This is a genomic window from Roseateles sp. Mitsp63 (genome assembly GCF_059491535.1).
Genome location: NZ_CP168509.1, coordinates 6137560 through 6150204 on the forward strand (window position 1 = coordinate 6137560; position 12645 = coordinate 6150204).

General features: G+C 64.3%; 8 protein-coding genes and 1 tRNA gene. All 9 read right to left on the reverse strand.

All coding sequences use genetic code 11. From position 1 onward, the window contains the following. Positions 1 to 45 precede the first annotated feature (45 nt). The gene (gene rpoC, locus ACEN96_RS26715) at positions 46 to 4269 is read right to left on the reverse strand and encodes a DNA-directed RNA polymerase subunit beta' (RefSeq protein WP_495586005.1); all 4224 of its coding nucleotides are present in this window, start codon (positions 4267 to 4269) and stop codon (positions 46 to 48) included. Positions 4270 to 4287: 18 nt separating this feature from the next. Then, on the reverse strand, positions 4288 to 8409 hold the full coding sequence (gene rpoB / locus ACEN96_RS26720; protein WP_495586006.1) for a DNA-directed RNA polymerase subunit beta: 4122 nt from the start codon (positions 8407 to 8409) through the stop codon (positions 4288 to 4290). Positions 8410 to 8789: 380 nt separating this feature from the next. Then, positions 8790 to 9170, reverse strand: a complete 381-nt coding sequence (rplL, locus tag ACEN96_RS26725) for a 50S ribosomal protein L7/L12 (protein ID WP_091728117.1) — start codon at positions 9168 to 9170, stop codon at positions 8790 to 8792. Between the two features lie 49 nt (positions 9171 to 9219). Next, positions 9220 to 9747, reverse strand: a complete 528-nt coding sequence (gene rplJ / locus ACEN96_RS26730) for a 50S ribosomal protein L10 (RefSeq protein ID WP_495586007.1) — start codon at positions 9745 to 9747, stop codon at positions 9220 to 9222. Positions 9748 to 10035: 288 nt separating this feature from the next. Then, positions 10036 to 10743, reverse strand: coding sequence for a 50S ribosomal protein L1 (rplA, locus tag ACEN96_RS26735; RefSeq protein WP_495586008.1), 708 nt, complete (start codon positions 10741 to 10743; stop codon positions 10036 to 10038). Position 10744: 1 nt separating this feature from the next. Continuing rightward, a complete protein-coding gene (rplK, locus tag ACEN96_RS26740) occupies positions 10745 to 11176 on the reverse strand; it encodes a 50S ribosomal protein L11 (protein ID WP_091728125.1) in 432 nt (143 codons plus the stop codon). A 220-nt stretch (positions 11177 to 11396) separates the two neighbouring features. After that, positions 11397 to 11981 (reverse strand): transcription termination/antitermination protein NusG, encoded by a 585-nt coding sequence (gene nusG / locus ACEN96_RS26745; protein ID WP_091731642.1) that lies wholly within the window; start codon positions 11979 to 11981, stop codon positions 11397 to 11399. Positions 11982 to 12003: 22 nt separating this feature from the next. Continuing rightward, complete coding sequence (gene secE, locus ACEN96_RS26750; RefSeq protein ID WP_495586009.1) at positions 12004 to 12387, reverse strand: preprotein translocase subunit SecE; 384 nt, start codon at positions 12385 to 12387, stop codon at positions 12004 to 12006. 149 nt (positions 12388 to 12536) lie between these two features. Further along, positions 12537 to 12612 (reverse strand) — tRNA-Trp (locus ACEN96_RS26755). Between the last annotated feature and the right edge of the window lie 33 nt (positions 12613 to 12645).

Sequence of the window (12645 nt, forward strand, 5' to 3'; positions counted from 1 at the left end):
CTCGCGCTTGCCACCAGGCCGCAAGCGGCCTGGCCGAAGCCTGACTTACTCGGAGGTGCCGGCGTCGCTGGCCGCGTCGAGCGCGGACAGCTGCACGGCGGCCATCTCCTCGGCCTCCTGGATCGCGATGGAACGGCGCTCGGCGTCGTCCATCTCTTCCTTGGCGCGGCGGGCCTGGTGGAAGGCCATGCCGGTACCGGCCGGGATCAGACGACCCACGATCACGTTCTCCTTCAGACCGCGGAGTTCGTCGCGCTTGCCCATGATCGCGGCTTCGGTCAGCACGCGGGTCGTTTCCTGGAACGACGCCGCCGAGATGAACGAGTCCGTCGACAGCGAGGCCTTCGTGATGCCCAGCAGCACATCGGCGTGCGTGGCGGTCATCTTGCCCTCGCCGCGCAGGCGATCGTTGGTGTCCAGCAGCTCCGAACGCTCCACCTGCTCGCCGGCGATGTACGACGAATCGCCCGGGTTCGTGATCTGCACCCGACGCAGCATCTGGCGAACGATCACCTCGATGTGCTTGTCGTTGATCTTCACGCCCTGGAGTCGATACACGTCCTGGACCTCGTCGACGATGTAGCGGGCCAGTTCCTCGATGCCCAGCAGGCGCAGGATGTCCTGCGGATCCGCCGGACCGTCGACGACCAGTTCGCCGCGATTCACCACCTGGCCTTCGTGCACCAGGATGTTCTTCTCCTTGGGCACCAGCAGCTCGTGCTTGCGGCCTTCCGGATCGGTGATCTCGAGGCGGACCTTGCCCTTGGTCTCCTTGCCGAACGAGACCGTGCCGGTCTGTTCCGCCAGGAAGCCGGCGTCCTTCGGCGAACGGGCTTCGAAGAGCTCGGCCACACGCGGCAGACCGCCGGTAATGTCGCGGGTCTTCTGACCTTCCACCGGGATGCGGGCGAGGACTTCACCGGGCGCCAGGTCCTGGCCGTCACGGATCTGCACCAGCGAGCCGACCTGGAAGCCGATCGTCACCGAGTGATCGGTGCCGGGGATCTTCACTTCCTGGCCATTGGCGTCCAGCAGCTTGACCTGCGGGCGGACGACCTTGGCGGCGCCGCGACGCTTCGGGTCGATCACGACCAGCGTCGACAGACCCGTCACCTCGTCGACCTGCTTGGCCACGGTGACGCCTTCCTCGACGTTCTCGAACTTCGCCTGGCCGGCGAATTCCGTGATGATCGGGCGGGTCAGCGGGTCCCAGTTCGCCAGGATCGTGCCGGCCTTGATGGTCTGGTCGGCCTTGATGTTCAGCAGGGCACCGTACGGCACCTTGTGACGCTCGCGCTCGCGGCCGTGCGGGTCGGTGATGATGATTTCGCCGGAACGCGAGATCACCACCAGTTCGCCCTTGCCGTTCGTGACGTAGCGCATCGTGGCGTTGAAGCCGATGATGCCGTCCGACTTGGCTTCCACGCTCGAGGCCACCGCCGCACGCGACGCCGCGCCACCGATGTGGAAGGTCCGCATCGTCAGCTGCGTGCCCGGCTCGCCGATCGACTGCGCGGCGATCACGCCCACGGCCTCACCGGTGTTGACCATGCCGCCGCGACCCAGGTCACGGCCGTAGCACTTGGCGCACAGGCCGAAGCGCGTGCCGCAGGTCAGCGGCGTGCGGACCTTGACCTCGTCGACGCCGGCGGCTTCCAGCACGTCCAGCGTGTCCTCGTCGAGCATGTTGCCCGCGGTCAGCAGGACGGCCTGCGTTTCCGGGTGCATCACGTCGATCGCGGCCACGCGGCCCAGGATGCGGTCGCGCAGCGACTCGATCACCTCACCGCCTTCCACCAGGGCGCGCATGTTGATGCCGTTGTCGGTGCCGCAATCGGGCTCGGTCACGACCAGATCCTGCGTGACGTCCACCAGGCGGCGCGTCAGGTAGCCGGAGTTCGCGGTCTTCAGCGCCGTGTCCGCCAGGCCCTTCCGGGCGCCGTGGGTGGAGATGAAGTACTGCAGAACGTTCAGGCCTTCACGGAAGTTCGCCGTGATCGGCGTCTCGATGATGGAGCCGTCCGGCTTGGCCATCAGGCCGCGCATGCCGGCCAGCTGGCGGATCTGCGCCGCGGAACCCCGCGCGCCCGAGTCGGCCATCATGTAGATGGAGTTGAAGGACTCCTGCTCCACTTCCTTGCCGTTGCGGTCCAGGATCTTCTCCTTGGACAGCTGCGACATCATGACCTTGCCGACTTCGTCACCGGTCTTGCCCCAGATGTCGACGACCTTGTTGTAGCGCTCGCCGGCGGTCACCAGACCCGAGACGTACTGCTGCTCGATCTCCTTGACTTCCTTCTCGGCGCGGTCGATCAGCTCGGCCTTCTGCTTGGGCACCAGCATGTCGTCGATGGCGATCGAGATGCCGGCGCGCGTGGCCAGCTTGAAACCGGACTGCAGCAGCTTGTCCGCCAGCACCACGGTTTCCTTCAGGCCGCACTTGCGGAAGGACGTGTTGATCAGGCGCGAGATTTCCTTCTTCTTCAGCGCCTTGTTGATGTTGCTGAACGGCAGGCCCTTGGGCAGGATCTCCGACAGCAGCGCGCGGCCGACGGTCGTGTCCACGAGCTTGGTCTCGGGGATCCACTCGCCCGTGTCCTTGTGCTTCGCGTACTCGGTCAGGCGGACGCTGATCTTGGCGGTGATCTCCACCGCGCCGTTCTCCAGCGCGCGGATCATCTCGGGGATGTCCGAGAAGACCATGCCCTCGCCCTTGCCGTTGGTGCGCTCGCGGGTCGCGTAGTACAGCCCCAGCACCACGTCCTGCGACGGCACGATCGACGGCTCGCCCGAGGCCGGGAACAGCACGTTGTTCGAGGCCAGCATCAGCACGCGGGCTTCCATCTGCGCTTCGATCGACAGCGGCACGTGGACGGCCATCTGGTCACCGTCGAAGTCGGCGTTGAACGCCGCGCAGACCAGCGGATGCAGCTGGATCGCCTTGCCTTCGATCAGCACCGGCTCGAACGCCTGGATGCCCAGGCGGTGCAGCGTCGGCGCGCGGTTCAGCAGGACCGGGTGCTCCTTGATGACCTCTTCCAGGATGTCCCAGACGACCGGGGTGCCGCTCTCGACTTCCTTCTTCGCGGCCTTGATCGTGGTCGCGATGCCCATCGCTTCCAGGCGCGAGAAGATGAAGGGCTTGAACAGCTCCAGCGCCATCAGCTTGGGCAGGCCGCACTGATGCAGCTTGAGCGTCGGGCCCACGGTGATGACCGAACGGCCCGAGTAGTCGACGCGCTTGCCCAGCAGGTTCTGGCGGAAGCGGCCGCTCTTGCCCTTGATCATGTCGGCCAGCGACTTCAGGGCACGCTTGTTCGCGCCGGTCATCGCCTTGCCGCGGCGGCCGTTGTCCAGCAGCGAGTCGACGGCTTCCTGCAGCATGCGCTTTTCATTGCGCACGATGATTTCAGGGGCCTTCAGCTCGAGCAGACGGGCCAGGCGGTTGTTGCGGTTGATGACGCGACGGTAGAGGTCGTTCAGGTCGGAGGTCGCGAAGCGGCCGCCGTCCAGCGGCACCAGCGGACGCAGGTCCGGCGGCAGCACCGGCAGCACTTCCATGACCATCCAGTTCGGCTTGATGCCCGAACGCTTGAAGGCCTCCATCACCTTGAGGCGCTTGGAGTTCTTCTTGACCTTCAGCTCGGAGCCGGTCATGTCGTTGCGCAGGCGATCGATCTCGACGTCGAGATCCATCTCGGCCAGCAGCTTCTGGATGCCTTCGGCGCCCATCAGCGCGATGAACTCGTCACCGTACTCGGCGCGCTTGGCGTCGTAGTCGTCCTCGGACATGATGCTGAACTTCTTCAGCGGGGTCATGCCGGGGTCCACCACCACGTACGCCTCGAAGTACAGCACGCGCTCGATGTCGCGCAGCGTCATGTCGAGCACCAGGCCCAGGCGCGACGGCAGCGACTTCAGGAACCAGATGTGGGCGCAAGGCGCGGCCAGCTCGATGTGGCCCATGCGCTCGCGGCGCACCTTGGTCTGGGTCACTTCGACGCCGCACTTCTCGCAGATCACGCCGCGGTGCTTCAGGCGCTTGTACTTGCCGCACAGGCACTCGTAGTCCTTGATCGGGCCGAAGATCTTGGCGCAGAAGAGGCCATCGCGCTCCGGCTTGAACGTCCGGTAGTTGATGGTCTCGGGCTTCTTCACTTCACCGAACGACCACGAGCGGATCTTCTCGGGCGAGGCCAGCCCGATCTTGATCGCGTCGAAATGCTCGTCCGGCGTGAATTGCTTGAACAGGTCCAACAAACCCTTCATACGATTCTCCTGTTCCCTTTAGTTGCGCTCGAGCTCGATGTCGATGCCCAGCGAACGGATTTCCTTCACCAGCACATTGAACGACTCGGGCATGCCGGCTTCGATCGAATGCTCGCCCTTGACGATGGACTCGTACACCTTGGTGCGGCCGTTCACGTCGTCGGACTTCACCGTCAGCATTTCCTGCAGGATGTACGAGGCGCCGTAGGCTTCCAGCGCCCAGACTTCCATCTCACCGAAACGCTGGCCGCCGAACTGCGCCTTGCCGCCCAGCGGCTGCTGGGTGACGAGCGAGTACGGACCGGTCGAACGGGCGTGCATCTTGTCGTCCACCAGGTGATGCAGCTTCAGCACGTGCATGTAGCCGATGGTGGTCGGGCGCTCGAACTGCTCGCCGGTGCGGCCGTCATACAGGAAGGCCTGCGTGCGGCTGGGCGTGAGGCCCTTCTTCGCGGCGATGTCGTCCGGATAGGCCAGCTTCAGCATCGCGCGGATTTCCTGCTCCTTCGCGCCGTCGAAGACGGGGGTCGCGAAGGTCGCGCCATGCTGCAGGTTGCGGGCCATGCCCAGCACTTCCTCGTCGCTCAGTTGCGCCAGGTCCTCGGACTTGCCGCCGTTCTGGTTGAACAGCTGGTCCATGAAGTCGCGCAGCTCGGCCACGCGGGCTTCGCGCTGGAGCATGTCGCCGATGCGCTGGCCGATGCCCTTGCCGGCCCAGCCCAGGTGCACTTCCAGCACCTGGCCCACGTTCATCCGCGACGGGACGCCCAGCGGGTTCAGCACGATGTCGGCGGGCGTGCCGTCGGCCATGTAGGGCATGTCCTCGATCGGGGTGATCTTGGACACGACACCCTTGTTGCCGTGACGGCCGGCCATCTTGTCGCCAGGTTGCAGGCGGCGCTTGACGGCCAGGTACACCTTGACCATCTTCAGCACGCCGGCCGGCAGCTCGTCGCCCTGCGTCAGCTTCTTGCGCTTCTCGTCATAGGCGAGGTCGAAGCTGTGACGGGTCTGCTCCAGCGAGTTCTTGATCGACTCCAGCTGGTTGGCGATGTCATCCTCGGCGGGACGGACGTCGAACCAGTGGAACTTCTCGACCTCGGCCAGATAGTCCTTGGTGATGACGGTGCCCTTGGTGATCTTCTTCGGACCCCCATTGGCGACCTTGCCGGTCAGCAGCTTCTCGACGCGGTCGAACGCGTCGGCTTCCACGATGCGCAGCTGGTCGTTCAGGTCCAGGCGGAAGCGCTTCAGCTCGTCGTCGATGATCTGCTGGGCGCGCTTGTCGCGCTGGATGCCTTCACGGGTGAACACCTGCACGTCGATGACGGTGCCGTTGGTGCCCTGGTCCACGCGCAGCGACGTGTCCTTCACGTCCGAGGCCTTCTCGCCGAAGATCGCGCGCAGCAGCTTCTCTTCCGGCGTCAGCGTGGTCTCGCCCTTGGGCGTGACCTTGCCGACCAGCACGTCGCCCGGGTTCACCTCGGCACCGATGTACACGATGCCGGATTCGTCCAGACGAGCCAGTTGCTGTTCGCTCAGGTTCGGGATGTCGCGGGTGATTTCCTCGGAACCCAGCTTCGTGTCACGCGCCATGACCACCAGTTCCTCGATGTGGATCGAGGTGTAGCGGTCTTCGGCCACCACGCGTTCGGAGATCAGGATCGAGTCTTCGAAGTTGTAGCCGTTCCACGGCATGAACGCGACCAGCATGTTCTGGCCCAGCGCCAGTTCACCCAGGTCGGTCGAGGCGCCGTCGGCGATGATGTCTTCCGCGGCGACGCGGTCGCCCCGCTTGACGATCGGACGCTGATGGATGTTGGTGTTCTGGTTGCTACGCTGATACTTGATCAGGTTGTAGATGTCGACACCGACTTCACCGGCCACGGTCTCGTCATCGTTCACGCGGATCACGATGCGGTTCGTGTCGACGTAGTCGACCACGCCGCCGCGGCGCGCGGCCACCACCGTGCCCGAGTCCTTCGCGGCCACGCGCTCGACGCCCGTGCCCACGAAAGCCTTTTCCGGACGCAGGGTCGGAACGGCCTGACGCTGCATGTTGGCGCCCATCAGCGCGCGGTTCGCGTCGTCGTGCTCCAGGAACGGCACCAGCGAGGCCGCCACCGACACGATCTGCGTCGGCGCCACGTCCATGTACTGGATGCGCTCGGGCGAGGTCAGCACCGATTCGCCGTTCTCACGCGCGGAGACCAGCTCGTCGACCAGTTGACCGCTCTCGTTCAGCGACGCGTTCGCCTGGGCGATCACGTACTTGCCTTCCTCGATGGCCGACAGGTAGTCGATCTGGTTGGTGACCTTCGAGTCGACCACGCGGCGATACGGCGTCTCCAGGAAGCCGTACTCGTTCAGGCGCGCATACAGCGCCAGCGAGTTGATCAGACCGATGTTCGGGCCTTCCGGCGTTTCGATCGGGCAGACGCGGCCATAGTGGGTCGGGTGCACGTCGCGGACTTCGAAGCCGGCGCGCTCGCGGGTCAGACCGCCCGGGCCCAGGGCCGAGACACGACGCTTGTGCGTGATCTCGGACAGCGGGTTGGTCTGGTCCATGAACTGCGACAGCTGCGACGCACCGAAGAACTCCTTCAGCGCCGCGGAGATCGGCTTGGAGTTGATCAGGTCGTGCGGCATCAGGGCTTCGGTCTCGGCCTGGCCCAGACGCTCCTTGACGGCCTTCTCGATCCGGGCCAGACCCGAGCGGTACTGGTTCTCGGCCAGTTCGCCGACGCAACGCACCCGGCGGTTGCCCAGGTGGTCGATGTCATCGACCTCGCCGCGGCCATTGCGCAGTTCGACCAGGATCTTGACGACGTCCAGGATGTCCTCGTTCGACAGGGTCATCGCACCGGTCGGGATGTCGCGGCCCACGCGGGCGTTGAACTTCATCCGGCCGACGCGCGACAGGTCGTACGTGTCGTCGCTGTAGAACAGGCGGTTGAACAGCGCTTCGACGGCGTCTTCCGTCGGCGGCTCGCCGGGGCGCATCATGCGATAGATCGCCACGCGCGCGGCCAGCTGGTCGGCGGTCTCGTCCGAGGCCAGCGTCTGGCTGATGTACGCGCCTTCATCCAGTTCGTTCGTGAACAGGCACTGGATGTCCTTGATGCCGGCGCCGCGCAGCTTCTTCAGCAGCGAGTCGGTCAACTCGTCGTTGGCCTTCGCGATGATCTCGCCGGTGTCCGGGTCGACCATGTTCTTCGCCAGGACGCGGCCCAGCAGGAAGTCTTCCGGCACGGTCACGTGCTGCGTGCCGGACTGCTCCAGCTGGCGCACGTGGCGGGCGGTGATGCGCTTGTCCTTCTCGACCAGCACGTTGCCGCTCTTGTCGGTGATGTCGAAGCGCGCGACCTCCCCCTTCAGGCGTTCGGCCACGAACTCCATCTGGGCGCCCGAATCCATCAGGCGGAAATTGTCGAACACGAAGAAGTGCGCCAGGATCTGCCCGGGATTCAGGCCGATGGCCTTGAGCAGGATCGTGACCGGCATCTTGCGGCGGCGGTCGACGCGGAAGTACAGGATGTCCTTCGGGTCGAACTCGAAGTCCAGCCACGAGCCGCGATACGGAATGATGCGGGCCGAGAACAGCAGCTTGCCGGACGAGTGGGTCTTGCCCTTGTCGTGCTCGAAGAACACGCCGGGCGAGCGGTGCAGCTGCGACACGATGACACGCTCGGTGCCATTGATGATGAACGAGCCGTAGTCGGTCATGAGCGGCACTTCGCCCATGTAGACCTCTTGCTCCTTGATCTCCTTGACCGTCTTCGGCTGCGGGCTTTCCCGGTCGTAGATGATCATCTGCAGCTTCGCGCGCACGGCGGCGGCGAAGGTCAGGCCGCGCTGCTGGCATTCGCGCACGTCGAACGGCGGCTTGGCGATGTTGAATTCGAGGAACTTCATTTCCACGAACCCGTTGTGCGACACGATCGGGAACGTGGACAGGAATGCCGCTTGCAGGCCTTCCGGTTTGCGCTTCAGGGGAGCGACATCCTTCTGCAGGAAGTCGACATACGACTCCTTCTGCATCGTCAACAGGTACGGAACGTTGAGCACGCTCACGCGCTTGCCGAAGCTCTTGCGGATGCGCTTGCGCTCGGTGTAGCTGTAGGGGGTTGCTTGCGCCATAAAGACTCCGTGTCGAGCGCGCCCCTGGCCTGGAGGCGCGCTGCGTCGGCGACTGGCTGTTCGGGCGTTGCACCCGAAGCTTGGTGGTTGGCCACTACCAACCGCTGGCGGACAACCCCGATCACCGGGCGGCACGGAGGGCGTTGCACCCCACGCGTGACGCCGCGGCTGAACCGCGGTCCGACCAAACCGTTCTCTGCAGTCGGATCAGAGAACACTCGAAAGAACCGTGCATGATACAGCACGATGCTTTCGATTGCTCTTTGTCAACCGGAACCTGACGGGGACATACCCTGAAACGAGGAAAGGGGAGGCCCTGGCGGGCCACCCCTCTCGCGGTGCGAGACCGGATGAACAGGTCATCCGATCCCAACAAGGTCTTACTTGAGTTCGACCTTGGCGCCGGCTTCTTCCAGCTTCTTCTTGGCAGCTTCGGCGTCGGCCTTGGCGATGCCTTCCTTGACGGGCTTCGGAGCGCCGTCGACCAGGTCCTTGGCTTCCTTCAGGCCCAGGCCGGTGATTTCGCGAACGGCCTTGATGACCGAGACCTTGTTGGCGCCGGCGTCCGTCAGGACGACGTTGAACTCGGTCTTTTCTTCAGCGGCGGCAGCGCCACCAGCGGCAGCGCCGCCAGCGGCCGGAGCGGCCATCGAAGCGGCGGACACGCCGAACTTCTCTTCAATCGCCTTGACCAGGTCGTTCAGTTCCAGAACGGTCATGCTGTCCAGGGCAGCCAGGAAAGCGTCTTTGTCGAATGCCATGATAGGTTCCTAAATACAGAGAGATTTGATTGCGCGAATGCAGCGTCGATCAGGCCGCGGCAGGAGCTTCTTCGGCTGCGGCTTCGGCGCCGCCGCCCTTCTGCTGAGCCAGGGCAGCCAGCACGGCCGCGGTGCGTTGCACCGGCGACTTGAGCAGGCCGGCGATCTGCGACAGCAGGACTTCCTTGGTCGGGACAGCCGCCAGCGCTTTCACGCCGTTGACGTCCAGAGCCTTGCCGCCGTAGGCACCGCCCTTGATGACGAGCTTGTCGTTGGTCTTGGCAAAGTCGGCGAGGACTTTGGCAGCCGCGACAGCGTCTTCCGAAAAGCCGTAGATCAGCGGGCCGACCATGGCGTCCGTTGCAGCCTCGAACGAGGTGCCGGCGACGGCGCGACGGGCCAGGGTGTTCTTCAGCACGTGAAGATACACACCCTTGGCACGCGCATCGACGCGCAGCTTGTTCAGGGCTTCAACGGTGAGGCCACGGTACTCAGCCAGCGCCAGCGTCTGGGACTTGGCGGCTTGCGCTGCCACGTCGGACACGACGGCTGCTTTCTCGTTGCGATTGAGACTCAAGGTCTACTCCTCACATTTCGCCCTCGATGCGATGGATGACCATCGCGTCTCGGGCACCGGAATCAGCGACCTTCTGTCAGGAACCCATCGCGACGAATCGCGATTCGAATCCTTTCAGCGGGACCGCCATCTGCGCTGGCTGGAAGCCGGAGCCTCCGATTAAGCGAGCTCCCCGAACTGCGGGAACTCTCGCCAGCGGTCTTGGATGACCTGGCCGGGTTTCCCCGGCCAGCCCACCAATTCATCGGCGCACGCCAGACTCGCGTGACGCCTCAATTGAATGAAGCCTCAGGCGGCCGCTGCGGCGTTGATCGTGCCGACGTCCACGCGGGCGCCAACGCCCATCGTCGACGAGACAGCGATCTTGCGCAGGTAGATGCCCTTGCTCGAGGCCGGCTTGGCCTTGTTCAGGGCTTCAACCAGCGCGCGCAGGTTGCCTTCCAGCTTGTCGGTGTCGAACGAGCGACGGCCGATCGTGCCGTGGATGATGCCGGCCTTGTCGACGCGGAACTGGACTTGACCAGCCTTGGCGTTCTTGACGGCGGTGGCGACGTCCGGGGTCACGGTGCCGACCTTCGGGTTTGGCATCAGGCCGCGCGGGCCCAGGATCTGACCCAGGGTACCGACGATGCGCATCGTGTCCGGCGAGGCGATCACGACGTCGAAGGGCATGTCACCCGCCTTGACGCGCTCGGCCAGGTCTTCCATGCCGACGACGTCGGCGCCGGCGGCCTTGGCTTCTTCAGCCTTGGCGCCTTGTGCGAACACGGCGACGCGCTTGGTCTTGCCGATGCCGTTGGGCATCACGACGGCGCCGCGAACCACCTGGTCCGACTTCTTCGCGTCGACGCCCAGCTGGATCGACACGTCGATGGCTTCATCGAACTTGGCGGTCGCGCATTCCTTGACGAGGTTCAGCGCGTCGGTCAGCGCGTACAGCTTGGTCGACTCGACCTTGCCCTGCAGGGCTTGTTGACGCTTGGTCAGCTTGGCCATGTCAGACACCCTCCACGATGATGCCCATCGAACGGGCGGAGCCGGCGATGGTACGGACTGCGGCATCCATGTCGGCGGCCGTCAGGTCCTTCTGCTTGGTCTTGGCGATCTCTTCCAGCTGGGCGCGGGTCAGCTTGCCGACCTTGTCCAGATGGGGGCGCTGCGAGCCCTTGTCGATCTTGGCAGCCTTCTTCAGCAGCACGGTCGCCGGGGGCGACTTGATGATGAAGGTGAAGCTCTTGTCCGCGAAGGCGGTGATCACGACGGGCAGCTTGAGGCCCGGCTCATAGCTCTGCGTCTGGGCGTTGAACGCCTTACAGAATTCCATGATGTTCAGACCACGCTGACCCAGCGCGGGACCGACGGGAGGCGACGGGTTCGCCTTGCCGGCCGGGATTTGCAGCTTGATGTAGCCGACAATCTTCTTGGCCATGATTTCTCCTGATGGCAACGCGACGGCCACGCCGTGTCGCCTGAGTGCTAACGCAAGGGACTCGCCGGAATCGGCTTACCCTTGCTCCTCTTGCCCGCCTCTCGTTGCGGACTGGTCACGGCAGATTGCGCCGGCTTTCGCCGTCGAGCATCTGCGAGCTCTTGTACTTGCGCCGGAATGAGCAATGGCGGCCAGTAGCCGCCACGCCGATTCCGGACGATCAGACCTTCTCGACCTGGGCGAAGTCCAGCTCGACAGGCGTCGCGCGCCCGAAGATCGTCACCGACACGCGCAACTTCGACTTGTCGTAGTTGACTTCCTCGATGCTGCCGTTGAAGTCGGTGAACGGGCCTTCCTTGACCCGGACAATCTCGCCGACGATCCATTCGACCTTCGGCTTCGGCTTGTCCACGCCTTCCTGCATCTGGTTGACGATCTTCATCACCTCGGCTTCCGAAATCGGCGCCGGGCGGTTCTTCGCGCCACCGACGAAACCGGTGACCTTCGACGTGTGCTTGACCAGGTGCCAGCTGTCATCGTCCATGACCATCTCGACCAGGACATAGCCCGGGAAGAAACGGCGCTCGGTGACAGCCTTCTTGCCGTTCTTCAATTCGACGACTTCTTCGGTCGGCACCAGGATGCGACCGAACTTGTCCTGCATGCCCGCGCGGTCGATGCGCTCACGCAGGTTGCGCTCCACGGCCTTCTCCATGCCGGAGTAGGCGTGCACGACATACCAGCGCTTGGCCGGACCCGCGGGGGCGGTCGACTCGGTGGCAACGACGTTTTGATCTTCGCTCATCTCGGTCCCTATCCGTTGCCGCTCAGCGCTTCCAACCCAGGATCAGGTCGTACAGCGCCCATTCCAGTGTCTTGTCGGTCAGCCACAGGAACAGCGCCATCACGACGACGAACGCGAACACATACAGCGTCATCTGGCCGGCTTCCTTGCGGGTCGGCCAGACTACCTTGCCCACTTCCTTGATCGAATCCTGACCGTAGGCGATCAGCGACTTGCCGGATTCGGAGGTGAAGAACGCAGCCACCGCCGCTGCCAGCAACACGATCAGCGCGCCCCACTGGACCCACGGACCTTGCTTGCTCAGCACGTAGAACGCCACGATCGCCGCGACCAGCAGCAATACTGCGCCAGCCAGCTTGACCTTGTCGGCGCCCGTCGTGACGGTTTCGACTTGAGGATTGGACATTGAACTCACTTCCGTGCCGCGATTCTGCGTCGCGGCCATTGTTCGCTTGAAAACATATTCAGCGAACCCACCAGCAGCAAAGCCCGCCGAGATGACTCCCGCGGGCTTGCCTTGACCACCAGGACCAACGTTCGCTTATCGCTGATCGTTGGCAGGGGCAGAGGGTCTCGAACCCCCAACCTTCGGTTTTGGAGACCGACGCTCTGCCAATTGAGCTATGCCCCTGTGGCCTTTGACTTGAATTACTCGATGATCGTC